Origin of the sequence: Nocardioides sp. Root190, assembly GCF_001428565.1 — a bacterium.
GTDB lineage: Bacteria > Actinomycetota > Actinomycetes > Propionibacteriales > Nocardioidaceae > Nocardioides.
Genome location: NZ_LMIA01000010.1, coordinates 643,882 through 669,103 on the forward strand (window position 1 = coordinate 643,882; position 25,222 = coordinate 669,103).

Consider the following 25,222-nt stretch of genomic DNA (forward strand, 5'->3'; position numbering starts at 1 on the left):
GAGCGGGTCTCACTCCGGAGCGCGTTCACCCTCGTCGCGCTGCTCGTCGTGCTGACGGCGCTGCTCGTCGTGGCGACGTCGTTGCTCGTCGGCCCGCTCGCGCAGCTTGCGCAGGAACTCCTCGTCCTTCGCCGGGTCAGCGGCGGCGAACCGGCCGCGGCGCTCGTACTCCGGGAAGTCCGGCGCCGCTCCCTGGTCGCGCGTCAGCGGCCGCTCCGGCGTCGGCCGCCCGGCGACCAGCCAGGCGATCGAGCCCGCGAGGGGGAAGAACAGCACGATGAGGACCCACCACGTCTTGGCGAGGTGGCGGACCCCGTCCTCACGGGCACCGATGACGTCGACGAGGCAGTAGATCCACAGGATGAGGATCAACAGCCCGGGCAGCAGCCTGATCATGGCGTGATCATGCCGGTCCTGACGGCTGCCCGTGGGCGAATTCCCGTGGTGATCGCCCGTCAGGCTCAGTACGACTTCGGCAACCCCAGGCTGTGCATCGCCACGAAGTTCAGGATCATCTCCCGGCTGACCGGCGCGATCCGGCCCAGGCGGGCGGCGACGAGCATGTTGCCGAGGCCGTACTCCTGGGTCAGGCCGTTGCCGCCATGGGTGTGCACCGCGACGTCGGTCGCGTTGCAGGCGACCTCGCCGCCGGCGTACTTGGCCATGTTGGCGTACTCGCCGGCCGTGAAGTCGTCGCCGGCGTCGTAGAGGGCGGCCGCCTTCTGCCACAGCAGGCGGGCCTGCTCCAGCTCGATCTTCACCTTCGCGAGCGGGTGCGCGATGCCCTGGTGGGCGCCGATGGGCTGGTCCTTCCAGACCGAGCGCTCCTTGGCGTACGCCGTCGCCTTCTCGAGCGCGTAGCGGCCGATGCCGCAGGAGAACGCCGCGCCCATGATCCGCTCGGGGTTGAGGCCCGCGAACAGCTGCCAGAGGCCGCCGTCCTCGTCGCCGACCAGCGCGTCGAGGGGAACCCGGACGTCGTCCAGGAACAGCGTGAACTGCTTCTCCGGGGCCTGCCAGGACATCGGGATGGGCTGCTTGGTGAAGCCCTCCGCGTCGGTGGGCACCACGAACAGCGCCGGCTTGAGCTTGCCGGTCTTCGCGTCCTCGGTGCGCGACACGATGAGCACCGACTGCGCCTCGTCGACACCGGAGATGAAGGTCTTCTGGCCCTTGATCACCCAGCTGTCGCCGTCGCGGGTGGCGGTGGTGGTGATCTGGTGGGAGTTCGAGCCCGCGTCGGCCTCGGTGATGCCGAAGGCCATCAGGTGGGTGCCGTCGGAGATGCTCGGCAGCCAGTGCTGCTTCTGCTCCTCGGTGCCGCAGCGAGCGATGATCGAGCCGCAGATCGCCGGGGAGACCACCATCATCAGCAGCGGCGCACCCGCCGCCGCGGACTCCTCGAGGACCGCCGCGAGGTCGGCCATGCCGCCGCCCCCGCCGCCGTACTCCTCGGGGAGGTTGACGCCGAGGAAGCCGTTCTGGCCCATCTCGAGCCACATCTCGGTCATCTTGCCGCCCTCGCGGGCCTGCTTCTCGACGTACTCGCGGCCGTACTTGCTGGCCAGCTTCTTGACCGCCTCGCGCAGCGCGAGGCGCTCCTCGGGCTCGGTGAACATCGTGGTGGCGGTGGACATCAGTTCTCCTCCTCCGAGCCCGCGGGCTCGACGACGGCGAGCACGGTGCCCGCCTCGACCTGCTGGCCCGCGGCAGCGGACAGCTCGGTGACGGTGCCGTCGTACGGCGCCGTGATGGTGTGCTGCATCTTCATGGCTTCCATGACCAGCAGTGCCTGGCCCTCGCGGACGACGTCGCCGACCGCGGCTCGCACGGCGATCACGCTGCCCGGCATCGGCGCCAGCAACGAGCCGGCGGCGACCTGGGTCGACGGGTCGACGAAGCGCGGCACGATCCGCAGCGTCGCGCCACCCCGCGGTCCGTCGACGAGGACCGCCTCGCCGAGGACCCGTACGTCGTAGCGACGGGTGACACCGTCGACGTCGAGCACGACCTCGGTGGGCGAGGCCGTCACGACGGTGACCGGACGCCCGGCATCCGGCTCGGCGAGCGTGTAGCCGCCCACCCCGCCGAACCACGGCACGACGACCTCGTCGGCACCGATCGCGAAGGTGGTCGTGCGCGGACCGGCCACGACGTTGCGGAAGCCCGCTGGGATGCGGGACTGCACACGCGCCGCAAGCCGGCGGTGCTCGGCGAGCGCGACGACCCCGGCGAACGGCACCAGGTCGTCGGATCCGGGCCCGGCCAGGGTCTCGGGGAACTCGCCGTAGAACGACGTCGCGAGGCCCGTGAGGTCCAGGAAGGCCGGGTGCCGCAAGGAGGCAACGAGCTGGTCGCGGTTGGTGACCAGCCCGTGGATCCGGGCCTTCTCCAGCGTCCGGGCCAGGGAGCGCGCCGCCTGCTCACGGGTCGGCGCCCAGGCGATCACCTTCGACAACATCGCGTCGTAGTGGGTGCCGACCTCGTCACCGGACTCGAAGCCGGTGTCGAGCCGGATGCCGTAGCCGTCGAGCGCGAAGGTGTCGTCGTGCTCCACTGCGAGCTCGAGCAGTCGGCCGGTCTGCGGGGCGTAGTCGGCGGACGGGTCCTCGGCGTAGAGCCGGACCTCGATCGCGTGACCCACCGGCACCCGGTCGCCGCTGGTCACCTCGAGACCGCGGCCCTCGGCGACGGCGATCTGCAGCTCCACCAGGTCGACGCCGTGGATCAGCTCCGAGACGGGGTGCTCCACCTGGAGGCGGGTGTTCATCTCCAGGAAGAAGAAGCGCTCCGTGTCGGCGTCGTACAGGAACTCCACGGTGCCCGCGCCGACGTAGTCGACCGCCGCAGCCGCGGCTCGCGCCGCGTCGTGCATCGCGGTGCGCACCGCAGCGGACAGACCGGGGGCAGGCGCCTCCTCGACGACCTTCTGGTGCCGGCGTTGCAGCGAGCAGTCGCGGGTGCCGAAGACCTCGACGGCGCCCGCGCGGTCACCGACCACCTGGACCTCGACGTGACGGCCGCGCTCGACATAGGGCTCGACGAACACGGTGCCGTCTCCGAAGGCGGACGCCGCCTCGGAGGAGGCCTTCTCGACCTCGTCGGCCAGGTCCGCGAGTGCGCGGACGACGCGCATCCCGCGGCCACCGCCACCGGCCGATGCCTTGACCAGCAGCGGCAGGTCCGCCTCGGTCGCCGTGTCGACACCCAGGTTGCCGAGGACGGGGACGCCCGCGGCCTCCATCAGCTTCTTGGACTCGATCTTGGAGCCCATCCGGTCGATCGAGTCCGGGTCCGGTCCGATCCACGCCAGTCCGGCGTCGGCGACCTGGCGGGCGAACGCAGCGTTCTCCGACAGGAAGCCGTAGCCGGGGTGGATCGCGTCGGCACCCGCCTTGCGGGCGGCCTCGATCACGAGGTCGCCGCGCAGGTAGGTCTCGGCGGGCGTGTTCCCCGGCAGTCGTACGGCGACGTCCGCCTCGCGCACGAACGGCAGCCCGGCGTCGGCGTCGGAGTGCACCGCCACCGTCTCGATGCCGAGGCGGCGGGCCGTGCGGAAGACGCGGCGGGCGATCTCGCCACGGTTGGCGACGAGCAGTCGCTGGATGGCCATCAGGCGGGTCCTCTTCCTTCAGCGGATGGGTTTCGACGCGTCATGCTCGTTCCTCGCATGCCGCTGCTCGCTTCATCACAGTCGAAACACCCCGAAGTTCATGGCGCCCTCGATGGGCTGGTTGTCGATGACGGACAGGCAGATGCCGAGCACGGTGCGGGTGTCCCGCGGGTCGATGACGCCGTCGTCGTAGACCATCCCGGACAGGACGTAGGGCAGGGACTGCTCCTCGATCTGGGCCTCGACCATCTGCTTCACGGCGACGAAGCCCTCGGCATCGAAGACCTGGCCCTTCTTCTCCGCGGACTCGCGCGCGACGATCTCGAGGACACCGGCGAGCTGCGCCGGACCCATGACCGAGGACTTCGCGGACGGCCAGGTGAAGAGGAAGCGCGGGTCGTAGGCGCGGCCGTTCATGCCGTAGTTGCCGGCGCCGTAGGACGCGCCCATGATCACCGTCAGGTGCGGCACGGAGGAGTTGCTCACCGCGTTGATCATCTGGGCGCCATGCTTGATGATCCCGCCCTGCTCGTACTCCGCACCGACCATGTAGCCGGTGGTGTTGTGCAGGAACAGCAGCGGGGTGTCCTTCTGGTTCGCGAGCTGGATGAACTGCGCGGCCTTCTGCGCCTCCTCGCTCATCAGGACCCCGCGGGCGTTGGCGATCACCCCGATCGGGTGACCGTGCAGCTGCGCCCACCCGACGCACAACGCCGATCCGTAGAGCGGCTTGAACTCGTCGAAGGGCTGCTCGTTCTCCGGGCTGGTGCCGTCGACGATGCGCAGGATCGCCTCACGCGGGTCGAACGGCTCCTTGAGGTCGGTCGGGATCAGGTCGAGCAGGTCCTCGGGGTCGAGGTCCGGCTCGGCGTACTCCAGCGCACGACCGGTGGGCGGGTTGCCCTTCTTGCGCCAGTTGAGCCGCGCCACGGCGCGGCGGGCGAGCCGGATGGCATCGCGCTCGTCGGCCGCGAGGAAGTCGGACAGTCCGGAGACCCTGGAGTGCATCTCGGCGCCGCCGAGGGTCTCGTCGTCGGACTCCTCACCGGTGGCCATCTTCACCAGCGGCGGACCGGCCAGGAAGACCTTCGCCTGCTCCTTGACCATGATCACGTAGTCGCTCATGCCGGGGACGTACGCGCCGCCGGCCGTCGAGTTGCCGAACACGACGGAGATCGTCGGCTGCTTGCGCGCCGAGGAGCGGGTCAGGTCACGGAACCCGCGACCCCCCGGGATGAAGATCTCCTTCTGCGTGGGCAGGTCGGCGCCGCCGGACTCGGTGAGGTTGATCGAGGGGAGGTTGTTCTTCTCCGCGATCTCGCCGGCCCGGAAGGACTTCTTCAGCGACCACGGGTTGAGCGCACCGCCCTTCACCGTCGGGTCGTTGGCGATGATCATGCACTCGACACCCTCGACCACGCCGATGCCGGTGACGAGCGAGGCACCGACCGCGAAGTCGCTGCCCCAGCCGGCGAGCGGCATCAGCTCGAGGAAGGCCGAGCCCTCGTCGACGAGGAGCTCGATCCGCTCGCGGGCGGTGAGCTTGCCGCGCTCGCGGTGGCGGGCGATGTACTTGCCGCCGGCCTCGACCGCCTTGGTCTGCTCGGCGTGCAGGTCGGCCAGCTTGGCCTCCATCGAGGCGCGGCGCTGCTCCTCGACGGTGGGCTCGTCCAGGCCGATGTCGTCGGTGGCGGTCATGCCTCCACCACCGCCTTCATCTTCTCCAGCGTGGTGCGCATGCCGCGCTCGTTGGTCTTCGTGCGGAGCCGGCCCAGCAGGAGCCAGTAGCCGCGGATGTACCAGGCGGGCGTGAGCTTGAAGTACTCCGTGACGCTGGTGCCGCCGTTCTCCGTCTGCATCCGGTAGCCCCACGTGTTGATCACGTTGCCCTCGAGACCGACCGCGAACTCGAAGACCTCGTGCGGCACGGCAGCGGTGACGGTGCAGGGCGTCCAGTACGTCGGCCCGACACCGTTGCGCTTCACGTGGCCCTTGAAGCGCGCACCGGCAGCGGGGCCGGTCGCGCCGTGGGTCCACTGCGCCTCGAAGGTCTCCGGCGAGAACTCACCGATCCGGGTCACGTCGCTGACCAGTGCCCAGACCTCCTCCACGGGGGCCTTCATGTGCACGGTCACTTCGCCGCCGAGCGGCTTGAGCAGGTTCATCGTCGTCCCTTCAGGAGTAGCCCAGCAGCTTGGCGGTGAGGTCGGTGAGGACCTCGGTCGCGCCGCCGCCGATGGGCAGGAGTCGGGTGTCGCGGTAGTGCCGCTCGACCTCGGTGCCGTGCATGTAGCCGTAGCCGCCGTGCAGCTGGACGGCCATGTCGGCGACCGCGACGGCCGTCTCGACTGCGGTCTGCTTGGCCATGCAGGCCTCGGCGATCACGCTCTCGCCGGCGACGTGCCGAGCGGCGACGTCGAGCGTGTAGGTCCGCGCGACCTCGGCCTGGCGGCGCATCTCCACCAGCTTGGCGCGCACGACCTGGTTCTTGATCACCGGCTTGCCGAAGGTCTCCCGCTCGCGGCAGTACTGCGCCGCGAGGTCGACGCAGCGCAGTGCGTGGCCGTAGCCCATGAGGGCGAGGAAGATCCGCTCGACGACGAACTGCTCGGCGATGTAGTAGAACGCATGGTTCTCCTCGCCGACGAGGTTCGCCACGGGCACCCGGACGTCCTCGTAGGACAGCTCGGCGGTGTCCGAGCAGTGCCAGCCCATCTTCTTCAGCGAGCGGTTGACCGTGAAGCCGGGTGTGCCCTTGTCGACCACGATCAACGAGAGCCCGCCGTGGCCGGGACCACCCGTGCGGGCGGCGGTCACGACGAAGTCACCGCGCACCGCGGACGTGATGTAGGTCTTGGCGCCGTTGATGACGAAGTGGTCGCCGTCGCGGACCGCGCGCGTGGTGAGGCCGGCGACGTCCGAGCCGCCGTCGGGCTCGGTGATGGCCAGCGACCCGATCCGCTCGCCGCGCAGCGTCGGTCGGACGTAGCGCTCGACCAGCTCGGGCGAGCCGTGGGCGATCATGTGCGGCACGGAGATGCCGTGGGTGTAGAGCGAGGCCATCAGGCCACCGGAGACACCGGCCTCCATCAGGCCCTCCTGCAGCGCGCAGGCGTCGAGCAGGTCGCCGCCGTCACCGCCGAAGTCCTCGCCGTAGCCGACGCTGAGCATGCCGGCCTTCGCGGCCGCCTCGGTGAGGCTGCGCGGCAGCTCGCCGGCGTCCTCCCACTCCTGCAGGCCGGGGATGATGTCGCGGCGCGCGAACTGCGCAGCCGACTCCTTGAGCGCGGCGCGCTCCTCGTTCCAACGCATCAGAGCAGGTCCTCCTGGATGTGGACGATGCGGCTGCGGACCCACTCGCCCAGGCCCTTGGCCTGTGGGTCGAACCGGGTGGACGCGGCGACGCCGTCGCCGAGCAGGCCGTGGATGACGATGTTGACCGCGCCGAGGTTGGGCAGGACGTAGACGTCGACGTCCAGGTCCTTCGCCTCGGGGATCAGCTCGCGCACCTTGCGGGCCTTGATCATCTTCGCGAGCCACTGCACGCGGGCCTCGTACTTGGGTGATCCGTCGTTCTTCACCCACAGCCCGAGGTTGGCGTTGCCGCCCTTGTCGCCGGAGCGGGCGTGCACGAACGAGCCGAGCGGCATCCGTCGGGTGATCGTGTCCGACGGCGCGGGGTACGGCGAGGGCCGGCTCCCCAGCGCCGGGTCCAGCTCGCCGGCGTCGACGAAGTCGGTCGGGTCGGCGATCACCTCCCGGGTCCCGTCGTGGTGGACCACCGTGTGCTCGACGGCGTTGCGGTCGACGTACTCGGGCCGGTAGATGCCGAACGGGGACGGCTTCTGCGGCGGGGTGGTCATCGTGAAGCCGGGGTACGACGCCAGGGCGAGCTCCACGCAGGGCCCGGTGAACGGCTTGCCGAGCGGACCGGCCTCGGGGTCCTTGGCGATGCAGCGCAGCAGGATCGAGGCGCCCTCCTCGGTGTCGGCGTCACCGACCCGGGAAGGGGTCTGCGTCCAGGTGACGTCAGCCGCTGTGAACTGCCCGTCGAGCTGCGAGCGCAGCCATTCGGCCTTCGCGTCGATGTCGAGGCCGGTGAGGACGAACTCGACCTGGTTGCGGTGGCCGCCGAGGGTGTTGACGGCGACCTTCAGCTGCTCGGCGGGCGCCGCGCCGGTGACGCCCGAGATCTCCACCCGGTCGGGGCCGAGCTGGCGCAGCCGGATCGAGTCGAGCCGGGTGGTGACGTCGGGGTTGAGGTAGCGCGTGCTCTGGATCTCGTAGAGCAGCTGGGCGGTGACGGTGTCGACGGTGACCGCCCCGCCGGTGCTGTCGTGCTTGGTGATGACGCTGCTGCCGTCGGCGGCGACCTCGGCGATCGGGAAGCCGAGCGAGGTCGTCATCGGCGCACCCGCCTTGAAGAGGTCGACGAAGCCGGAGAAGTTGCCGCCCGTGGCCTGGGTGCCGCACTCGATCACGTGGCCGGCGACCACCGCGCCGGCGAGGGCGTCGAGGTCGGTCGGCGTCCAGCCGTGGTGGGCGATGGCGGGACCGACGACGACGGAGGCATCGGTGACCCGGCCCGTGACGACGACATCGGCGCCCCGGGTGAGGGCCGAGGCGATGCCGAAGGCTCCGAGGTAGGCGTTGGCCGTCAGCGCACCCTCGAACAGGCCGGCAGGTCGCAGGTCGTCGCCCTCGACGTGGGCGACCTTGACGTCCAGCCCCAGCCCGGTCGCGACCTCACGGACCTTGGCGGCGAGCCCGGCGGGGTTGAGACCGCCGGCGTTGCTGACGATCTTCACGCCCTTCTCCAGCGCCAGGCCGAGGGTGTCCTCGAGCTGGCGGACGAAGGTGCGGGCGTAGCCGAGGTCGGCGTCGCGCAGCGTGTCCATGCCGAGGATCAGCATGGTCAGCTCGGCGAGGTAGTCGCCGGTGACCACGTCGACGCCGCTGCCGTTGCTGGCGCCCTCGAGCTGCTCGCGCAGCGCGGACATCCGGTCGCCGTAGAAGCCGGAGCAGTTCGCGATCCGCAGTGCACCGCTGGCCGAGGAGCCCGTCATGCGACCCCTCCCGTCGACTCGCGACCGCCACCGGCAGGTCCCGCGAACGCCTGCGCGATGCGCAACCAGCGCTCGGCCTCCTCGCCGTGGGCGACCAGGGTGGTGTCGTCGCGGTGGATGCGCTGCGTGACCAGCTGGCAGAACTCGACAGCGGGCCCGGTGACCCGCTGCGTCGCGTCCTCGGGACCCCAGGTCCACGTGTCGCCGCTCGGCGCGACGAGCTCGACCCGGGGCTGGTCCACAGGGACGTCGAGGCCGTTGTTGACGAACGAGAACCCGCGCGTGCGGACCCCGATGTGGGCGACGTGCCGGATCCGGTCGGTGACCGGCGGCGGCTCGGAGATCAGGCTGAGCCGGATCAGGCCGTCGTACACGTCGAGCGAGTGCGCCCAGGTCTCCATGAAGCGCGCCGTGGCCATCGAGGTGGGCGACATCGGCGGACCGAACCACGGCAGCTTGGCGCCCTCGGGGACGGTCCGCAGCGCCGCCAGCAGGGCCGGGCGCGCGTCGTCCCAGCGCGCCATGATCTCCGCGCCCGGGAGCGCGCCCAGCTCGAGCGCGTGCTGGTCGACGAACCCGGTGGGGTCCTCCAGGGCCTGCAGCACGACGGCGTCCCAGGCGTGCTTGCCCTCGTCGCCGTCCAGCGAGCCGGCGGCCAGGACGGCGACCTGGTCGGTCCACAACAGGTGGGCGATCGTGGTCGCGACGTCCCATCCCTCGGCCGGGGTGGGACTGCGCCAGCCCGCCTCGTCGAGTCCCGCGACCACACCGCGGAGTTGGTCGCCCTCCGCTGCGAGGTCGGCGATCACGCCATCGAGCACACTCATCAGGACTCCTTCGTGGTGGTGGTCGAGCCCAGCGCGGCGTCGAGGGTCCGCGCCCATTCCTTGAGGATCCGGCGGCGACGTCGGGCGTCGTCGCCGAGCGTGTTGGCCAGGCCGAGGCCCCGGACGAGGTCGAGCGTGGCCTGGACGAGCTCGCGGACGCCGGCGACCGACTCGTCGGCGCCGAGCAGCTCGACGGTCAACCGGTGCGTCTCGCGACCGACCCGCTGCTCGAGTGGCGCGACCGCCTCCTGCAGTGCGGCGTCGGAGCGGGCCGCGACCCACAGCTCGAGCGCGGCGGTGAACACCGGCGAGCCGAAGTGGTCACCGAGCATCTGGACGACGGCCTCGGTACGGGCCGGACCCTTCGGCAGACGGCTCGCCGCGGCCTCGAGCTCTGAGCCGCGGATCTCCGTCAGGTGGGCCACGGCCGCGACGACGAGGTCGTTCTTTGTCGGGAAGTGGTGCAGCTGGGCTCCACGGCTGACGCCGGCGCGCTCGGAGACCAACGTGGTCGTCGTCCCCCCGAAGCCCCGCTCGACGAGCAGCTCGACCGTGGCCTCCATCAGCCGCGCCCGCATGACCCGGGTGCGCTCCTCCTGGGGAACGCGGGCAGCGGACGTCGTCACGGGGCCAGCATGGCCCGCCTCGAACAAACAGTCAAGCATGACTGTTTGTTTGTGTGCTCGAGGCGGCGCTACGATCAGCCCATGACCGGGACCGACCACCGTCACTCGGCGCGGATCTCCGTGCTCGTGACCGGCGTCCTGGTCGCCCTGGTGGCCGCGCTCCCGACCTCGGTGCTGGCGTTCAGCTCCGATGCGCCCCTCACCGCCGGCATCGCGATGCTGGCCGTGGCCGCCGCCGCGCTGGTCCGTACGACGACCGGCGGCTTGCTCGTCCTCCGGTCGGTGACCCGGCCCGACGCCCGCCAGCCGGCGCCCTGCCTGTCCGCCCGCGTCGCGGATCCCGTCCGGCACCCTGCGCGCCCGCGCGCTCCTGGGACGGTCTGACGCCCGCCATCCGGCGAGCGCCACGACCACCTTCGTCCCTTCGTCCCCAGGAGTTCCCGCATGTCCCTTCTCGACCCGCTGTCCCATGCCCTGGCGGCCGTCGTCGCCACCGCCCACAGCACCGTCACCGCCGTCGGCGCCGACCCGGACGGCGGCGCCACCTGGCTGCTGAGCATCGCCGCCGTGGTCGTCCTGGTCCGCCTCGCCCTGCTGCCCCTGGTGGTGCGGGGCGTGCGCCAGGCCCATGCCGGTGCCCGCGCACGGCCCCACCTGAAACGCCTCGCCGCGAAGTACCCGGACCGACGCGACCCCGAGACGATGCGCGCCTACCTCGCGGAGCGGCGCCAGCTCGGTGCCGAGCACGGCGTCTCGCGACTCGGCTGCCTGCCGACCCTGGCGCAGGTCCCGATCTGGATGGCGCTCTACCACCTGCTCGCGCACGTGAGCGCTGGCACGGCCGTCGGCGCGCTCACCCCGACGCTGGTCGCATCCTTCGGCGCAGCGACGCTCGCGGGCGTGCCGTTGGCGGCCCACGGGTACGCCGGCGGCGGGCTCCACCTCGTCGTGGTCGCCGGCCTGGCCGGGACCGCCGCCCTGCTCGGCTACCTCACCCAGCGGTTCCTGATCCTGCCCACCACCGTCACCGACGACCTTCCCGAGGCGATGCTGAGCGCCCAACAGCTGGTGCCGCTGATCTCGGCCGGCGGCATGCTCGTCGCCGGCGGCGTCGTACCGGTCGCGCTGCTCGCCTACTGGGTCTGCAGCGCGGTGTGGACCTGCGGCCAGTCCGCCGTCATCCGTCGGTGGTTCCCGACGCCGGGGTCACCGGCGGCGCTGCGGCTCGAGCGCTGACGCCAGCTCCGTAGGCGAGGTTGGTCAGGTTGGTCTGGTCTGATTGGTCTGACCGACGTAGACTCCCCCCATGACCGTGACCGTCAACGTGCAGGACGCCAAGACCCGGCTCTCCGAGCTCCTCAAGAACGTCGAGGCCGGGGAGTCGGTGATCATCGCTCGTGCGGGGAAGCCGATCGCCGAGCTGCGGCCGCTGCACCAGGTCGACCTCGTGTTCGGCGGCTTCGAGGTGGAGGTCGACGACGCCTTCTTCGCGCCGCTTCCCGAGGAGGAGCTGGCTGCCTGGGAGGGTTCCGCGCGGTGAACCTCCTGCTCGACACCCACGTCCTGCTGTGGCTGGCTGCCGACAGCCCCCGCGTGGGACCGGAGACCCGCGCGATGCTGTCCGCCGCCGCGACCCGGCACGTCTCGGCTGCCTCCGCCCACGAGATCGCGCTCAAGACGCGACGTGGCACGCTGCCCGGCGGGGCCTCGGTCCTCGACGGCTGGCAGCGGCTCCTGCGCAACCTGCGCGTCACCGAGCTCCTTCTCACGGTCGACCACATGCGGCGCGCCGGCTCCATGGAGTGGACCCATCGCGATCCGTTCGACCGGATGCTCGTGGCGCAGGCCCAGCTCGAAGGGTTGACGTTGGTGACCGACGACTCCGTCGTCCGCGACTTCGAGGACGTCCGGACCCGCTGGACCTGAGCAGCCCCTACCGCGTGCCCTAGTCGATCCGCGCCGTCAACGGCAGCCGCCCGCGGGCACACACCGCGACCACCCCCGCGGTGAGCAGCGGCAGACCGATCACGACGACCGCGATGAGGAGCCACGGGACGTCGAGGCTGGTCGCTCCTGTCTCCCAGTGCCGGGTGAGGGGTCGACTGATCGCGAAGCCGGGGATCAGGCCGACGGGCGCACCCAGCAGGGCACCGACGCCTCCGACGACGAGCGCGTACGACGCCGCGACACCCCGCCGGGTCCGGGGTCGCGCACCGACGGCGGCCATGGTGGCCAGGTCGGGGCGGGCGTCGGAGAGCGCGAGGAAGGTCGCGGTCAGCGTGCCGCCGAGCATCAGGATGCCCCCGAGGAGCGCGAGGACGGCCTGGATGATCCGCACGGCAGGGTCGGTCTGGTAGCCGCGCTCGACGTAGAAGTACGGCGAGGTGCCCAGCGCGGCCAGCGCCTCGTCGATGTCCTGCTGCGCCTCGCTGCTGATCGGACCGGGGATGATCGCCCCCACGTCGCCGACCTCCATGCCGAGCTGCTCGACGACCTCGGGCGACAGGAACGCCACGGCCGGCGAGGTGCCCTCGACCTTCGCGACGGCAGCATCGACCTCGGTCGTGCCGACCAGCTCGGGCTCCCCACCCTCGGGGTCCCACCGGCGTACGTCGACAGCGAGTCGGCCGACGTCGGGGATCGCTCCCAGGTCGTCCTGGTTCTCGTCGTCGAGCAGCACCATGCCGCCCGCGGCGAGGGTGGCGTCCAGCTCGGCGCGATCGCCACCGATGATCTCCAGGTAGTCCGGCACCTCGGACACGACGACGTAGGGCGTGCTGAGTGCCGACCAGTACGACAGGGACAGGACGTCCTCGCCGTCGCGGAACTCCATCTCCAGCTCGCCGTCATCGGTCGAGGTGAGCGCACCGCGCACGGTGACCGAACGACCCTCCGGCAGGTTGCGGTCCAGGATCGCCATCACGGTCGTCTGGTCGGAGTCGCCGAGGGTGACCGAGCCGTAGCCGGCGGGCAGCATCGGGACGTACCTGTCCTCGTTGGCGGCCTCCTGGCTCGCCAGCGCGATGCCCAGCGTGACCACGCCGGCCACCGTCGCGCCGACGGCAGCGACGGCGGGCACGGTGCGGGTCCGGTGCCGGGCCGCGTCACGGGCGGCGAACCGCAGCGCGAGCGGCAGGCGCCCCGCCATGCGGGCCACGAGGCCCACGGCCATCGGCACCAGCAGGATCATGCCCAGCACCGACACGATCGCGGACCCGGCGATCAGGATCGCGGCGCTGCCGCCTCCGTCACCGCCCGCCCCGGCACCGGCCACGGCGCCGGCGATGCCGACGCCGAGCAGGACCAGCCCGAGGATCGGCGAGCGGACGGAGGCCTTGCCCTCGCCGCGGCGGCCGGCGAGCACCGCCACGACGTCCTGGCGCGAGGACGAGAAGGCCGGGACGACGGCGGCGAGCACGGCGGAGAGGAAGCCGAATGCCGCCACCAGGGCCAGCAGCGGCCACGGCACCTCGAACGGCCCGAAGCGGGTGGAGTCGAAGCGCTGCGCGACGGGTACGGCGACGGTGCCGACCGCGACGGCGAGCGCGACGCCGAGCACGCCACCGACGACCCCGATCACCACGCCGGAGGCGAGGACCGTGCGCCGAGCCTGGCGCGGGGTGCCGCCGGCAGCGGCGACGAGTGCCAGCGAGTGCGCCTGGGCCTTGGCCCGGACCGCGAACGCGGGTCCGGCGAGGAGCACGACCTCGAGCAGCACCATCGCCGCGACGAGGGCGAGGACGGTCAGGGTGACCTCGTCGATGCCGCTGTCCATCACGGGCAGCTCAGGGGAGAGCTCGGACGCCGGCGGCAGGTCCGTCAGGACCGCCCGCGACGACGCGAGCACGCCGACGGCATTGAGGGCCTGGACCTCGTCCCACGAGACGGGGCCACCGCCGATCAGCCACTGGCCCATCTCGTCGGGCCCGTCCGCGCCGAAGGCACCGGGCAGCCCGGCCGCCATCGGGTAGCCGCGGGTCGTCGTACGTTCGGCGATCCCGACGATGCGCAGGTCGATCTGCTGCTCACCCTCTCCGGTCTGGCGTACGACGGTCAGGGTGTCGCCGATGCCGGGGCCCCGGTCGGCGAGGGCCTGGTTGACCACGACCTCGCCGGGGCCGGGAGGGTAGGTGCCACGGACCTTCGTGAGGAGCCCGTCGGTCAGCGAGCTGGCGAGGTCGGAGGTGAGGGTCTCGAGGTTGCCGAGTCCCTCGTCGGTCCGGTAGGAGAGCGAGCTGGTCCGGAGGGGTACGGCGGGCCGGTCGGCACCGATGACGTCCAGCACGGCGTCGAGGTCCGCGGTGCCCAGGGTGTCCGGTCCGCCGAACACGTCGTCCTCGCCGATGACGCCGTAGTTCTCGCTCGGGTCGAAGGCCTGCACCACCTCACCGAAGCCGGAGGTCTCGACGTACGCATCGGCCGCGCCCATGCGCCGGTCGAGGCCCTCGACGGAGGAGACGTCCTGGGTGCGCCACACGATCGACGCCGCGCCCACGGCGACGACCGGGAGGCAGATGAGGACGAGCATCAGGAGGGTCTGGCCCTTGCGGCGCATGGCCTCGCGGCGGGCCAGGCGCAGCGCGATCCGCCAGCCGCCCCGCGTGCTCGCGGTGCGGCCCGTCGAACGGCTCATCGGACGGCGTGGTCGGTCAGGACGTCGACCGGGTCGGCGCCGGTCTCGTCCACCACGACGCCGTCGCGCAGGAACACCACCCGGTCCGCCCAGGCCGCGTGACGCGCCTCATGGGTCACCAGGACGCCGGCTGCGCCGGCGTCGCAGCGGGCCCGGAGCAGACGCAGGATCTCCTCGCCCGTCTCGGTGTCGAGCGCACCGGTCGGCTCGTCGGCCAGCACCAGCCGGCGATCGCCGACCACGGCGCGGGCGATCGCGACCCGCTGCTGCTGGCCGCCGGACATGTCGTCGGGGAAGCGGTCGGCGAGCTCGGCGATGCCGACCTCCTCCAGTGCCTTGCGGGCCTCGGCCCGCGCCTGGCGGGCCGAGACGCCGTCGAGCTCGCGCGGGAGGGCGACGTTCTCGGCCGCCGTGAGCGCGGGGATCAGGTTGAAGCCCTGGAAGACGTAGCCGATGGAGGTCCGCCGCATCCGGGCGCGGGCGTCGAGGCTGAGCGTGGTGAGGTCAGTGCCCTCGACGGCGACCGACCCGGAGGTCGGCTGGTCGAGCCCGCCCGCGATGGTGAGCAGGGTCGACTTCCCGGAGCCGGACGGCCCCATCACAGCGACCAGCTCGCCGGCGTACGCCGTGAAGGAGATGCCGCGCAGGGCGTGCACCTGGTGCGGGCCGGTGCCGTGCACACGGGTCACGTCACTGAGCCGCAGGACGGCATCGGCGCTCATCGCGCACTCCTTGCATCGGTGGGGACCTGGGCCTGCTCGGGACGGGGACGGGTGGTCCGCAGCCGGTCGCGGGCCTCGGCGAGCCAGCGCCGCTCGGCGTGGGCCAGGCGGCGGGCGTGGTCGAGATCGGCCGTGGTCATCGGGGGCTCCGCTCGACGGGCGCACCCGGCTGGGTGGTCTGGGCGGTCTGGGCCGGGCTGCCCTGCCGCGCCCCCTCCACCGCGGCCCGTCGCAGCCGGGCCTCGCAGTGGTCGAGCCAGCGGATCTCGGCCTCAGCGGCGAACACCAGCGAGTCGAGGACGAGGGACCAGGCCAGCTCGGCGGGCTCGAGGCCGGTGGTGCCGGCCTGCCGCTTGAGACGGGTGTAGTCCTGCAGGGCCGCCATCGTCGCGCTGCGCTGCTGCTGGATCACGGTGCCGACGTCGACGCCGGGAACGGTGACCGCGAGTGCGAGCTTGATCGCGAGCTCGTCGCGCGGCGGCTGGGTGCGCGCCACCGGGGTGGTGAACCAGGTGGCGACCTCCTCGCGACCGGCATCGGTGATCCGGTAGATCACGTGCCCCTCGGTGTCCTCCCCCTGCGCAGACGCGAGTCCGTCCCGCTCGAGCCGGGTCAGGGTCGTGTAGACCTGCCCGACGTTGAGCGGCCAGGTCGTGCCGGTGCGCTGCTCGAACTCGGTGCGCAGCTGGTAGCCGTACATCGGCTGCTGCTCGAGCAGGGCGAGCAGTGCGTGCTTGACGGACATCGTTCCTCCGAGGGAAGTACATACTGGGTATGGACATGTATACCCGGTATGCCCGGCCATGTCGAGCCGACCGATGCACCAGACTGGACGCATGACGACGATCCTGATCACCGGTGCCTCCAGCGGCCTCGGCGCGGAGATGGCACGGCAGTTCGCGGCCCGCGGGCACGACCTCGGGCTCGCGGCCCGTCGTACCGAACGGCTGGAGGAGCTGAGGGACGAGATCACCGCCGCGCACCCCACGACCCGGATCGCTGTCCGTGCCCTGGACGTCACCGACCACACCGCGGTCTTCCGGGTCTTCGGCGAGCTCCGCGACGAGCTCGGACGGCTCGATCGGGTGGTCGTCAACGCCGGCCTCGGCAAGGGCGCCCGGCTCGGCACCGGCCGGTTCGAGGCCAACCTCGAGACCGCGATGACCAACTTCGTCGGCGCACTGGCCCAGACCGAGGCGGCGATGGAGATCTTCCGCGCCCAGGAGTCCGGGCACCTGGTGATGGTGTCCTCGATGTCGGCGATGCGCGGCATGCCGTCGGCGATGACGACCTACGCCGCCACCAAGGCCGGCGTCGCCCACCTGGCCGAGGGCCTGCGCACCGAGCTGCACGGCACGCCGCTGCAGAAGAAGATCAAGGTGACCGTGCTCTACCCCGGCTACATCCGCTCGGAGATGAACGACCAGGTCGAGCAGTCCACCCCGCTGATGTCCTCGACCGAGAAGGGCGTGCAGGCGATGGTCTCCGCGATCGAGAAGGAGGTCGGCGACGCCTGCGTGCCAGCCCTCCCGTGGGCCGCGATGGCGCCGGTGATGAAGCACGCTCCGCTCGGCGTGCTCAAGAAGCTGATCTGACGCACCCGGAGGGCCCAGCGGTGGAAGGGGGGGTTCCACCACCGGCCCACATCCCCCCGGGTGCGACAGGGTCCACGCTAGGGAGCGGCACTTCACAGATGCCGCTCCCCAGTGTGAACGGGCTGACTACGGGGTGGTGTCGACGTAGACGAACGTGGAGTTCGGTGCTCCGTCGTAGCCCAGCAGGCCGAAGTAGTGCGCGTCGGCCTCCAGTCCGCTCCACGTCAGGTCGAACGACGTGTCGCCCCCGGTCGTGACCGGGACCGGGTTGGGTACGGCGGTCAGGTTGCCGACCGACGGCGAGCCGCCGAGGTCGTAGACCCGCAGCGAGTACGGCACCGGATCGCCCTGGCTGCCGGCCGAGAATGCGTCGACCTCGACGATGTAGGTGCCGGCCGGAGCGCCCTCGAGCGAGAACGTCTCGCCCGGCGAGGGGGTGGCCACCTCGCCTGCGACCGCGGTGATCGAGCCGGGATCGCACGAACCCGAGGCGTAGACGTACATGTCGAGGTCACTCGTCGCGTCGGGAGCGACCAGGTCGAACTGCGCCAGCTCGCTGCCCTCGCCGATCGTCACGCACTCGAGCGTGTAGTCACCCACGGCGATGGAGCCCTCCGCGACCTGGCCCTTGACCAGACCCGCGGTGGAGACCTCGAGGTCGCCGTTGAAGCCCCCCGTGATCGGCACCTCCAGCGAACCCTCCACGCCCGTTCCGTCGACCGCGGTCGGCGCCTTGACCGACACCGGACGCAGCGCGACGGGCAGACGCACCGTGGTCGTCCCGGTGAGCGTGATGTGCCCGAAGGCCCACTGGCTCAGGGGCGCGGTGGTGCGCTCGAAGGTGAAGTCGATCTTCGTGTCCTGGCCGGACCGCTTGGCCGACACCGTCGACCTGCTGGCCTTGCTCTTGAAGCCCGGCACGTCGACCTTGACCTTCCACGAGCCCTTGCGGGCCGAGGTGAAGGTGCGCGAGAGCGTGGTCGAGGTCATCACGTGGCCCTCGGCCAGCGACGGCAGGTTCACCGCGTTGGGCGCGAGCGCCGGCACTCCGGTGTCCAGGCCGAGGCCGGTGATGTAGCCGTACCACTGCTCCCAGTCGGACAGGACGAACAGACCCGGGTCGAGGAACGCCTTCGCGTTCACGTGCCCGGCGCCCTGCGCGAACAGGTCCTTCGACGCCTTGCCGTCTGCCGTCTTCAGGTCGGTGGCCGTCGTCATCATCGCCGACTTGATCTGCATCGGAGCCCACCGCGGGTGCTCACCCTGGATGAGCGCGGCGAGACCGGCGATGTGCGGAGCCGACATCGACGTACCGGAGTAGAGGTCGTAGTCCCGGCCGTGGTTGGTCGGCGGGGCGACCGCTGCGAGGACGCTCACGCCCGGGGCCGAGATGTCCGGCTTCAGCAGGTCGCTGTCGTCGGAGGCCGCGGGGCCACGCGAGGAGAAGCCGGCGATCTGCGGGACCGGGGTGACCTTGCCCGACAGGTTGCCGAGCTTGAACTGCGCCGTGGCGTTGGCACCTGCGGAGTCGAGGTAGTCGTAGACCTTCGGCGCATCGGTGTCGGCGACGTGGATCGTCGGCACGGCGTGGAAGTCGGCGTCCAGGCTGCCCTCGGTGATGTTGACGAGCAGGACGCCCACACCACCGGCGCGGAGCACCTCCTCGCTCTTGACCACCCGGTCGTAGGTCCCGCGCTGGCACACCACGATCGCACCGGTGACCTTGGCGGGGTCCAGGCTGTCGGGCGCGCAGAGCGCCGTGTTGCCCTCGCTCTCCGAGCCGTTGCCGGCCGTGGCAGCGTCCACGAGCCTGGTCGCGGGCAGCGGGGTCTTGCTGATCGAGGCACCGACCAGCTGCTGGCCGTTGCCGAGCACCACGGTGTTCTCGAAGCTGGTGTGCGTGCTGGCCGCGACCGTGGTCACCCACGGGCTGTTGTGCGCGACCGTGGAGGCACCCGGGCCCTCGTTGCCGGCCGATGCGGCGACGAAGACGCCCGCCTCGGCAGCACCCTCGAAGGCGATCTCGGCGGCCTCGAGGACGGTGTCCGTCGGACCCGAGATCGAGTAGTTGATGACGTCGACGCCGTCGGTGACGGCCTGCTCGATGGCCGCGACGAGGTCGGAGGTGGTGCCCGACGCACGGCCGTCAGCGGTGGCCCACAGAGCCTTGTACGACGCGATCTTCGCGCCCGGCGCGACACCACTGATGTCGCCGAACTCGACGCCCTCGGTGGCGACGTCGCTGACCGGGTTGCCGGCAGCGGTCGACGCGGTGTGCGATCCGTGGCCGTTGCCGTCACGCGGGGAGATGAAGTCCTCCTCGACGGTGCGCGCCTCGCCGTACCCGTCGACGAACGAACGGGCCGAGATCAGCTTGCTGTTGCAGTTGGCGAGGGTGAACTCCTCGCCGGTCTCGCACTCACCGCGGAAGAGGTTGCCGTCGGACTTCTTCATCGAGGTGATGGAGCCGCTGATCTTGACCTTCCACCTCCCCTGCGGGTCGCTGGTCAGCTTGCTGCCCTTGAAGGACTTCGACTCGGGCCAGATGCCGGAGTCGATGATGCCGACGACGATGCCGTCGCCTGCCCTGCTCTGGCCGCCGACCTGCTTCCAGACGCCCTTCTTGCCGCTGAGGCCGAGGAAGTCGGGGGTGTTCCACGTGTCGGCGTAGACCAGCGAGTCCTTCTGGACGGTCAGCACGCTGCGGTCCGTGGCCAGCTCGGTGGCCTGCTTCGCGGTCAGGTCCGCGACGAAGCCGTTGGCCGAGATCGTGTAGTGCTTGGTCACCTTGAAGCCCAGGTCCTTGCCGAGGCGGTCGTGCGAGGCCCGCAGCTTGGTCGTGTACGACGCCACCCCGGCCTTCTTCGCGTCGAACTGCTGGCCCGCGTCGGCCCGCGTCGCGTCGGCCGTGGAGGCGGGCGGAGCCGCCAGCATCACGACGTAGCGACCCGCCTTGTAGCGGGTCAGGTCGGCCTTGTCGGCCGACAGGCCCGCACCGTCCGCTGCTCCGGGACCCGGGTCGGGGTCGGCGAGCGCTGGTGCCGCGAGGGTGAGGGTGATCCCGAGGACGGCGGCGAGGGCCACCATCAGCATCGAGGAGAGACGACGGGCGCGATCTGCGCCCGCGGAAAGGACGTGCATGGATGGTCCTCCGGTCCGAGAAGGCGGCGGGCCCGAGCGACCGCGCCGTGGCGGAAGATCATTCCGCCAGGCTCAGCCAACCCACGAAGATCCACCGCGTCAAGGCTCTTGCGACAGGAGGACTCGTTCTTTACCCAGTTGTTGCCCGTAACGCCCGCTCAGCGGTAGGTGACCAGCTCGCGCGGCAGGTGCGGGTGCTCGTTGAAGGTCAGCAGCCGCGCACCGGTCGCGCCGACGATCACCCGGGTCACCGAGGAGTTGGCGATGACGGTGTTGAAGCGGGCCCACACGGGTCCGAGCTCTGCCCCGTCGGGTACGACGAGCGCGGCGGCCAGCGCTGCGATCACGCCACCCGAGGTGACGACGAGCGCGGGCCCGGGGAGTGCGGCGAGCCGCTCCAGGGCGGCCCTCGACCGGGCGACGAATCCGTCGTACGGCTCCGGGTAGCCGCTCTCCGCCCCGGCCGCGGCCCAGTGCTCGGTGGACACCTCGAACTGCTCCTGGAACGCCCGGCGGTCGATGCCGTGGTCGAGGGGGACACCGGTGATCTCGGAGTGACGGGCCAGGATCGCGAGGTGGTCGAACTCAGCCCAGTCCTCGTCGATGCCCGGGTCGATGCCCGGAGCGGCATCGAGGCCGGCGCCCTCGGCGAGGGCCTCCCACGTCTCGCGGTGCCGACGCATCCCGCCGTGCACCACCGAGGCGGGCACCGGACCGTGCTCGGCGAGCCAGCGGCCGAGCACCCTGCCCTGCTCCCAACCGGTCTCGGAGAGCACGTCGTAGTCGTCGGTCCCGAAGGACGCCTGGCCGTGGCGGACCAGCAGCAGGATCCCCATCAGCCGTCGATCCCCGCGAGGATGCGGCGGCAGCGCGCCTCGAAGCCGGCGACGGCCGGGCCGAAGGCGGCGTAGGCCTCGTTGGTCGTCTGGCCGTGGACGTAGCGGTACCAGATCTGCTGGGCGATCACGGCGAAGCGGAACAGCCCGAAGACCTCGTAGAAGCGCCATTCCTCGGGGGTGAGGGCCAGGCCGCTGCGTTCGAGGTAGGCGTCGATGACCTGCTGGCGGGTCCACATGCCGGGGTCGGCGGTGGGCTGGCGCCGCGTCATCTGGAAGAACTCGTCGTCGTCAGCCTGGACCCAGTAGGCCAGCGTGCAGCCGAGGTCCATCAGCGGGTCGCCGACCGTCGAGAGCTCCCAGTCCAGGACGCCGATGATCCGGGTCGGGTCGTCGGGCGCGAGGACCATGTTGTCGAGTCGGTAGTCGTTGTGGATCATCGCCGAGCGCACGTCGGCCGGCTGGTTCGCGTCCAGCCACCCGGTGATGTCCGACCAGTCGCCCGTGTCGTCGGTGCGCGCGTTGGCCAGCCGGGTGATCCACCCGCCGACCTGCCGGGCGACGTACCCCTGGCCCTTGTCGAGCGCGGCCAGTCCGGGCACCCCGGTCGCGGCACTGACGTCGACGGAGTGCAGCGCGACGAGGGTGTCGACCGCGGCGTCGCAGAGGTCGCCGGCCTGTTCGGGGGTGATCGCGAACCCGAAGCCGCGACGCGGGATCAGCCCCTCGAGGCGCTCCATCACGTAGAGCTCGCTGCCGATCGGGCTGCTCGCCTCGTCGGCGTACGCGACCATCGTCGGCACCTGGGAGAAGACCGGCTTGAGCGCGTCCTGGATCCGGAACTCCCGGCCCATGTCGTGGGCGCCCTTCGCCTTCGTGCCCGCAGGCGGGCGGCGCAGGATCAGCTCCGGACCCTCGGCCATCCGCAACAGGTAGGTCAGGTTCGATGCGCCGCCGGGGAACTGGCGCACCTCGGCGATCGGGCCGCGGTCCAGCCAGGCGGCCACCGCGGCCACGTCGAAGGCGTCCTCACCGCGGACCGGACGGGACTCGTCGCTCATGCCTGCTCCGCGATCTTGTCGAGCTTGCGCGCCTGGGCCCGCATGACGGCGTCGTACGACGCCCGGTCGGTCTGCTTGAGCTGGACCGCTCCGCGAGCCGCGTCGTCCGGGATGATCACCTCGGTGCCGACGTCGATCGCGTCGAGCACCGCAGCGGCGATGTCGTCGGCGCTGATCGGGCTGTCCTCGACGAGCTTGCTCATCACCGACTGCAGCGCCGCGTCGCGGCCCTCGACCCCGGCCATCAGGTTGGTGCGGAAGTAGGAGGGGCACACGACGTGCGCGCTCACCCCGTGGGCGGCGAGCTCGTGGCCGGTGGTCTCGGTCAGTGCGACGACGGCGGCCTTGGTGGCGTTGTAGCCGGCCATCCCGGCCGGGTGCACGAGTCCCGCGAGGGAGGCGACGTTGACGATCCGGCCGCTGCCCTGCTGCTTGAAGACCGGAGTGAAGGTCGCCGTACCCCGCACCGCGCCGAGGAGGTTGATGTCGACCAGCCGCTGCCACTCGTCGATGCCGGCCACGTCGAGGCGCCCGCCGCCGGCGATGCCGGCGTTGTTGACGAGCACGTCCAGCCCACCCCAGGTCTGCGCGACGTGATCGCGCACCGCGGCCCAGTCGGCGTCGCTGGTGATGTCGAGGGGATGGATGCCCTCCCCCGGCGTGCGGTCGGTGCGCAGCACCGTCGCCCCCCGCACCTCCCAGGCGCGGGCGAGGGCGGCGCCGAGGCCGGAGCCGGCGCCAGTGATCAGGACTCGAACCGATCGATCGTTCACCCGGCCGAGACTAGCGACTGGGGTGCGACTACGCCGCGACCACCGCGACGACCACCGCCCGACGCACCGGATCCTCCCAGCGGCGCACCGCACGAGCGACCCGGAGCCCCGACACGAGCAGGAACGCCGCAGTCGCGGCGAGAAGGAGGTCGGTCCGCCCGCCAGCGGCGAGCGCACCGAGCAGCAGGCTGGTGAACGTGGTGGCCATCGCGAGACGCAGCGAGTAGCCGACCATGACCAGCGGTGGCGCCGGCGTGGCCCGGGCCGAGCGCAGGTCGACCGCGTGCGGGCGCGCGGCGGACCAGCGCAGACCGGCCGAGACGGCCTGGCCGACCACCACCAGCAGCGCGAGCACGACGCCCGCCAGCTCCGCGAACGACGGTACTCCCGCGCGCACGGCCCCCAGCACCACCGTGACGAGGCCCGCGCCGAGCAGCACCTCACCGAGCACGCAGGCCCGGGCGAGGAGGACCGTGCGCGGTGCGACCGGCAGGGTCTCGCGCCAGAGCATCCCGCGACCGTCGAGACACCAGAGGTTGACGCCGAACAGCAGCACGCAGCCCGAGGCGACCAGGCCCGGGAGGAGCACGAGTCCGCTCCAGTCCAGTCCCCCGGCGAGGGCCACCGCCCCCGGAGCGATCGCGAGGAGCCAGGTCCCGCGGCGCAGCGGGACGCTGCGCCACACCGAGGCGCGGTCGATCCGGCGGAGCACGGCGAGGTCGGAGCGCGGGTCGGGGCGCGCCTCATGGGTCCGGGTCTCGAGTCGGCCCTCGTCACGGGGCATGCGCCGGGACGCCAGTTGGGCGAACCTGCCGCCGATCACGGTCCAGCCGACCGCCGCGCCCACGAGGAGCACCAGGGCGAGAGCGACGGGCAGGCCGCGCGGCGACGCGACCACGTCCGCCACCGCACCGGCAGGTCCGCCGACGAGCAGGCGCCGGCCCTCAGGCAGGGCTCCGGCCAGGGCGAGGAGGGCGACCAGGCCACCCACGACGCCGCGCACGATCGCCAGCCCGCGCGGCCCGCGGCGCACGCACTCCACCGCCCACGCCACGGCCTGGCCGAGCGTCGTCGCGGCGAGGATCCAGGCCAGGGTGACGGCCTGGGCGGCCAGCAGCCGGCCAGGTCCGGCGATGCTCGCGCTCAGGCCGAGCAACGCCCAGGTCTGGATCAGCCAGCCCGTGTTCAGCGGCGCCAGCAGCAGGGCCCCGAGGTGGTCGGTCATCGGACTGATCGGGTGGATCGAGGCCGGGTCGCGGGCCAGGAGCTCGCGACCACCGGCCCCTGCGACTGCGCCACCGACGCCCACCACGACCAGCGCGGCCAGCCCGGCCGGCAGCAGCGGTGCGAGGTCACGGTCGAGGTGGATCCAGGCGGGGGCGAGGGCGGCGAGCACGGTGAGTGCGGCCATGGCGACCAGCGCAGCAAGCGCAGCCCGCGGGCGTCGTACCGTCGCGGCGCGGAACCACAGCAGGTGCCGGACGTCGCGAACCGCCCGGCGCAACTCGGACGGTCCCGCCTCAGCCGACAACTCAGCCGGCGAGGAGTGCGCGGTAGGCACGGGCACCCTCGTCACCGGCCATGAAGCCCGACGAGATGGTGGCCATGCGGGTTCCTCCGCGCAGCACCGCCACCTCGGAGCAGACCTCGACCGCGAGGTCGCGCAAATGGGTCGAGACGATCACGGCCGCACCACCGGCGCGGGCGTCCTGGATCACCTCGAACGTCGCCTCGACGCCGACCGGGTCGACGCCGTCGAACGGCTCGTCCAGCAGCAGGACCGCGGGCTCGTGCAAGGCGGCGAGGACCACACTCAACCGTCGCGACATGCCATGGCTGAAGCCGGCGGTCACCCGGTGCGCGACGTCACCGAGGTCGAATCGCTCCAGCAGGGCCCGACCCCGCGCCTCCCAGTCGACGAGGCCGCGGAGGCGGGCGTTGAGCTGCAGGTGCTCCCACGGCGTCGCGCGGGGCACCAGCCCGCCGACGTCGGGGCAGTAGCCGACGACCCGCTTCGCGTCGAGGCTCTCCTCGCGCACGTCGTGCCCGCCGACGACGGCGTAGCCGCCGCTCGGAGGTACGACGCCCGCCAGGACTCGCATCGTGGTCGACTTGCCCGCACCGTTGCGCCCGAGCAACGCCATCGCCTGGCCCTGGTCGACGCGCAGGTCGACCCCGGCCACGGCTTCGACCGTGCCGAACTGCACCCTCAGGTCGTCCACCAGGACGCCCCGGAACGAATGATCCCCCGTCATCGGTCCATCGTGGTCGGCGCGCCGGCCGCACGACACCGCCGGACCGCCACGATCGGGTAGTCCGTTGGGACCAG

General features: G+C 71.8%; 24 protein-coding genes. 5 read left to right on the forward strand and 19 right to left on the reverse strand.

Annotated elements, in window-relative coordinates:
• Positions 1 to 9: 9 nt before the first annotated feature.
• From ASE01_RS15885 to ASE01_RS15925, 9 genes are all read right to left on the reverse strand, one after another.
• Positions 10 to 396: a PLD nuclease N-terminal domain-containing protein gene (locus tag ASE01_RS15885; RefSeq protein WP_056754046.1), complete on the reverse strand. Its 387-nt coding sequence runs from the start codon at positions 394 to 396 to the stop codon at positions 10 to 12.
• A 65-nt stretch (positions 397 to 461) separates the two neighbouring features.
• A complete protein-coding gene (locus ASE01_RS15890) occupies positions 462 to 1,637 on the reverse strand; it encodes an acyl-CoA dehydrogenase family protein (protein WP_157537389.1) in 1,176 nt (391 codons plus the stop codon).
• Positions 1,637 to 3,613, reverse strand: a complete 1,977-nt coding sequence (locus tag ASE01_RS15895; protein ID WP_056754049.1) for a biotin carboxylase N-terminal domain-containing protein — start codon at positions 3,611 to 3,613, stop codon at positions 1,637 to 1,639. The genes ASE01_RS15890 and ASE01_RS15895 overlap by 1 nt, the downstream gene beginning before the upstream one ends.
• Positions 3,614 to 3,688: 75 nt before the next feature.
• Positions 3,689 to 5,311 carry an acyl-CoA carboxylase subunit beta gene (locus tag ASE01_RS15900; protein WP_056754051.1) on the reverse strand — a complete coding sequence of 541 codons (1,623 nt, stop codon included), beginning with the start codon at positions 5,309 to 5,311 and terminating at the stop codon, positions 3,689 to 3,691.
• Complete coding sequence (locus tag ASE01_RS15905; RefSeq protein WP_056754053.1) at positions 5,308 to 5,778, reverse strand: SRPBCC family protein; 471 nt, start codon at positions 5,776 to 5,778, stop codon at positions 5,308 to 5,310. The genes ASE01_RS15900 and ASE01_RS15905 overlap by 4 nt, the downstream gene beginning before the upstream one ends.
• 10 nt (positions 5,779 to 5,788) lie before the next feature.
• Positions 5,789 to 6,925 carry an acyl-CoA dehydrogenase family protein gene (locus tag ASE01_RS15910; protein WP_056754057.1) on the reverse strand — a complete coding sequence of 379 codons (1,137 nt, stop codon included), beginning with the start codon at positions 6,923 to 6,925 and terminating at the stop codon, positions 5,789 to 5,791.
• The gene (locus ASE01_RS15915; RefSeq protein WP_056754060.1) at positions 6,925 to 8,679 is read right to left on the reverse strand and encodes an acyclic terpene utilization AtuA family protein; all 1,755 of its coding nucleotides are present in this window, start codon (positions 8,677 to 8,679) and stop codon (positions 6,925 to 6,927) included. Before ASE01_RS15915 ends, ASE01_RS15910 begins: the two co-directional genes overlap by 1 nt.
• On the reverse strand, positions 8,676 to 9,506 hold the full coding sequence (locus ASE01_RS15920; protein ID WP_056754063.1) for a TIGR03084 family metal-binding protein: 831 nt from the start codon (positions 9,504 to 9,506) through the stop codon (positions 8,676 to 8,678). The genes ASE01_RS15915 and ASE01_RS15920 overlap by 4 nt, the downstream gene beginning before the upstream one ends.
• A complete protein-coding gene (locus ASE01_RS15925) occupies positions 9,506 to 10,132 on the reverse strand; it encodes a TetR/AcrR family transcriptional regulator (RefSeq protein ID WP_056754066.1) in 627 nt (208 codons plus the stop codon). Before ASE01_RS15925 ends, ASE01_RS15920 begins: the two co-directional genes overlap by 1 nt.
• 81 nt (positions 10,133 to 10,213) lie before the next feature.
• Here ASE01_RS15925 and ASE01_RS15930 point away from each other — a divergent pair, with 81 nt between their 5' ends.
• From ASE01_RS15930 to ASE01_RS15945, 4 genes are all read left to right on the forward strand, one after another.
• The gene (locus ASE01_RS15930; RefSeq protein ID WP_056754069.1) at positions 10,214 to 10,516 is read left to right on the forward strand and encodes a hypothetical protein; all 303 of its coding nucleotides are present in this window, start codon (positions 10,214 to 10,216) and stop codon (positions 10,514 to 10,516) included.
• 60 nt (positions 10,517 to 10,576) lie between these two features.
• Positions 10,577 to 11,368: a membrane protein insertase YidC gene (gene yidC / locus ASE01_RS15935; RefSeq protein WP_056754072.1), complete on the forward strand. Its 792-nt coding sequence runs from the start codon at positions 10,577 to 10,579 to the stop codon at positions 11,366 to 11,368.
• A 70-nt stretch (positions 11,369 to 11,438) separates the two neighbouring features.
• Positions 11,439 to 11,672 (forward strand): type II toxin-antitoxin system Phd/YefM family antitoxin, encoded by a 234-nt coding sequence (locus ASE01_RS15940; protein WP_056754075.1) that lies wholly within the window; start codon positions 11,439 to 11,441, stop codon positions 11,670 to 11,672.
• Positions 11,669 to 12,058: a type II toxin-antitoxin system VapC family toxin gene (locus tag ASE01_RS15945; RefSeq protein WP_056754078.1), complete on the forward strand. Its 390-nt coding sequence runs from the start codon at positions 11,669 to 11,671 to the stop codon at positions 12,056 to 12,058. Before ASE01_RS15940 ends, ASE01_RS15945 begins: the two co-directional genes overlap by 4 nt.
• A 19-nt stretch (positions 12,059 to 12,077) precedes the next feature.
• Here the strand turns inward: ASE01_RS15945 and ASE01_RS15950 are convergent, their stop codons facing one another.
• From ASE01_RS15950 to ASE01_RS15960, 4 genes are read right to left on the reverse strand one after another with little or no spacing between them, the layout of a single operon-like run.
• Positions 12,078 to 14,765 carry an ABC transporter permease gene (locus ASE01_RS15950; RefSeq protein WP_056754083.1) on the reverse strand — a complete coding sequence of 896 codons (2,688 nt, stop codon included), beginning with the start codon at positions 14,763 to 14,765 and terminating at the stop codon, positions 12,078 to 12,080.
• Positions 14,762 to 15,487, reverse strand: a complete 726-nt coding sequence (locus tag ASE01_RS15955; RefSeq protein ID WP_056754086.1) for an ABC transporter ATP-binding protein — start codon at positions 15,485 to 15,487, stop codon at positions 14,762 to 14,764. Before ASE01_RS15955 ends, ASE01_RS15950 begins: the two co-directional genes overlap by 4 nt.
• Entirely contained in the window at positions 15,484 to 15,627 is a 144-nt protein-coding gene (locus ASE01_RS24445; protein WP_157537391.1) for a hypothetical protein, read from the reverse strand. Before ASE01_RS24445 ends, ASE01_RS15955 begins: the two co-directional genes overlap by 4 nt.
• Positions 15,624 to 16,232 carry a PadR family transcriptional regulator gene (locus tag ASE01_RS15960; protein ID WP_056754088.1) on the reverse strand — a complete coding sequence of 203 codons (609 nt, stop codon included), beginning with the start codon at positions 16,230 to 16,232 and terminating at the stop codon, positions 15,624 to 15,626. The genes ASE01_RS24445 and ASE01_RS15960 overlap by 4 nt, the downstream gene beginning before the upstream one ends.
• A 91-nt stretch (positions 16,233 to 16,323) precedes the next feature.
• Here ASE01_RS15960 and ASE01_RS15965 point away from each other — a divergent pair, with 91 nt between their 5' ends.
• A complete protein-coding gene (locus ASE01_RS15965) occupies positions 16,324 to 17,082 on the forward strand; it encodes an SDR family oxidoreductase (protein WP_056754091.1) in 759 nt (252 codons plus the stop codon).
• A gap of 126 nt (positions 17,083 to 17,208) precedes the next feature.
• On the opposite strand, the gene ASE01_RS15970 is transcribed toward ASE01_RS15965, so the two are convergent.
• From ASE01_RS15970 to ASE01_RS15995, 6 genes are all read right to left on the reverse strand, one after another.
• Positions 17,209 to 20,223, reverse strand: a complete 3,015-nt coding sequence (locus ASE01_RS15970; RefSeq protein WP_056754093.1) for a S8 family serine peptidase — start codon at positions 20,221 to 20,223, stop codon at positions 17,209 to 17,211.
• Positions 20,224 to 20,381: 158 nt separating this feature from the next.
• Positions 20,382 to 21,059 carry a histidine phosphatase family protein gene (locus tag ASE01_RS15975; protein WP_056754096.1) on the reverse strand — a complete coding sequence of 226 codons (678 nt, stop codon included), beginning with the start codon at positions 21,057 to 21,059 and terminating at the stop codon, positions 20,382 to 20,384.
• Positions 21,059 to 22,120 (reverse strand): phosphotransferase family protein, encoded by a 1,062-nt coding sequence (locus tag ASE01_RS15980; protein WP_056754099.1) that lies wholly within the window; start codon positions 22,118 to 22,120, stop codon positions 21,059 to 21,061. Before ASE01_RS15980 ends, ASE01_RS15975 begins: the two co-directional genes overlap by 1 nt.
• Positions 22,117 to 22,893, reverse strand: a complete 777-nt coding sequence (locus ASE01_RS25020; RefSeq protein WP_056754102.1) for an SDR family NAD(P)-dependent oxidoreductase — start codon at positions 22,891 to 22,893, stop codon at positions 22,117 to 22,119. Before ASE01_RS25020 ends, ASE01_RS15980 begins: the two co-directional genes overlap by 4 nt.
• 28 nt (positions 22,894 to 22,921) lie before the next feature.
• Positions 22,922 to 24,454 carry a hypothetical protein gene (locus ASE01_RS25025; RefSeq protein WP_056754103.1) on the reverse strand — a complete coding sequence of 511 codons (1,533 nt, stop codon included), beginning with the start codon at positions 24,452 to 24,454 and terminating at the stop codon, positions 22,922 to 22,924.
• Complete coding sequence (locus ASE01_RS15995) at positions 24,426 to 25,148, reverse strand: ABC transporter ATP-binding protein (RefSeq protein ID WP_056754109.1); 723 nt, start codon at positions 25,146 to 25,148, stop codon at positions 24,426 to 24,428. The genes ASE01_RS25025 and ASE01_RS15995 overlap by 29 nt, the downstream gene beginning before the upstream one ends.
• Positions 25,149 to 25,222: the final 74 nt, after the last annotated feature.

Coding starts and splice junctions, on each gene's coding strand:
- ASE01_RS15980 (WP_056754099.1), bottom strand. CDS start 22,120: ATGAGCGACGAGTCCCGTCCGGTCCGCGGTGAGGACGCCTTCGACGTG.
- ASE01_RS15905 (WP_056754053.1), bottom strand. CDS start 5,778: ATGAACCTGCTCAAGCCGCTCGGCGGCGAAGTGACCGTGCACATGAAG.
- ASE01_RS15995 (WP_056754109.1), bottom strand. CDS start 25,148: ATGACGGGGGATCATTCGTTCCGGGGCGTCCTGGTGGACGACCTGAGG.
- ASE01_RS15970 (WP_056754093.1), bottom strand. CDS start 20,223: ATGCACGTCCTTTCCGCGGGCGCAGATCGCGCCCGTCGTCTCTCCTCG.
- ASE01_RS15885 (WP_056754046.1), bottom strand. CDS start 396: ATGATCAGGCTGCTGCCCGGGCTGTTGATCCTCATCCTGTGGATCTAC.
- ASE01_RS15965 (WP_056754091.1), top strand. CDS start 16,324: ATGACGACGATCCTGATCACCGGTGCCTCCAGCGGCCTCGGCGCGGAG.
- ASE01_RS15930 (WP_056754069.1), top strand. CDS start 10,214: ATGACCGGGACCGACCACCGTCACTCGGCGCGGATCTCCGTGCTCGTG.
- ASE01_RS15890 (WP_157537389.1), bottom strand. CDS start 1,637: ATGTCCACCGCCACCACGATGTTCACCGAGCCCGAGGAGCGCCTCGCG.
- ASE01_RS15940 (WP_056754075.1), top strand. CDS start 11,439: ATGACCGTGACCGTCAACGTGCAGGACGCCAAGACCCGGCTCTCCGAG.
- ASE01_RS15975 (WP_056754096.1), bottom strand. CDS start 21,059: ATGGGGATCCTGCTGCTGGTCCGCCACGGCCAGGCGTCCTTCGGGACC.
- ASE01_RS15960 (WP_056754088.1), bottom strand. CDS start 16,232: ATGTCCGTCAAGCACGCACTGCTCGCCCTGCTCGAGCAGCAGCCGATG.
- yidC (WP_056754072.1), top strand. CDS start 10,577: ATGTCCCTTCTCGACCCGCTGTCCCATGCCCTGGCGGCCGTCGTCGCC.
- ASE01_RS24445 (WP_157537391.1), bottom strand. CDS start 15,627: ATGACCACGGCCGATCTCGACCACGCCCGCCGCCTGGCCCACGCCGAG.
- ASE01_RS15895 (WP_056754049.1), bottom strand. CDS start 3,613: ATGGCCATCCAGCGACTGCTCGTCGCCAACCGTGGCGAGATCGCCCGC.
- ASE01_RS15950 (WP_056754083.1), bottom strand. CDS start 14,765: ATGAGCCGTTCGACGGGCCGCACCGCGAGCACGCGGGGCGGCTGGCGG.
- ASE01_RS15900 (WP_056754051.1), bottom strand. CDS start 5,311: ATGACCGCCACCGACGACATCGGCCTGGACGAGCCCACCGTCGAGGAG.
- ASE01_RS15955 (WP_056754086.1), bottom strand. CDS start 15,487: ATGAGCGCCGATGCCGTCCTGCGGCTCAGTGACGTGACCCGTGTGCAC.
- ASE01_RS15910 (WP_056754057.1), bottom strand. CDS start 6,925: ATGCGTTGGAACGAGGAGCGCGCCGCGCTCAAGGAGTCGGCTGCGCAG.
- ASE01_RS15920 (WP_056754063.1), bottom strand. CDS start 9,506: ATGAGTGTGCTCGATGGCGTGATCGCCGACCTCGCAGCGGAGGGCGAC.
- ASE01_RS15915 (WP_056754060.1), bottom strand. CDS start 8,679: ATGACGGGCTCCTCGGCCAGCGGTGCACTGCGGATCGCGAACTGCTCC.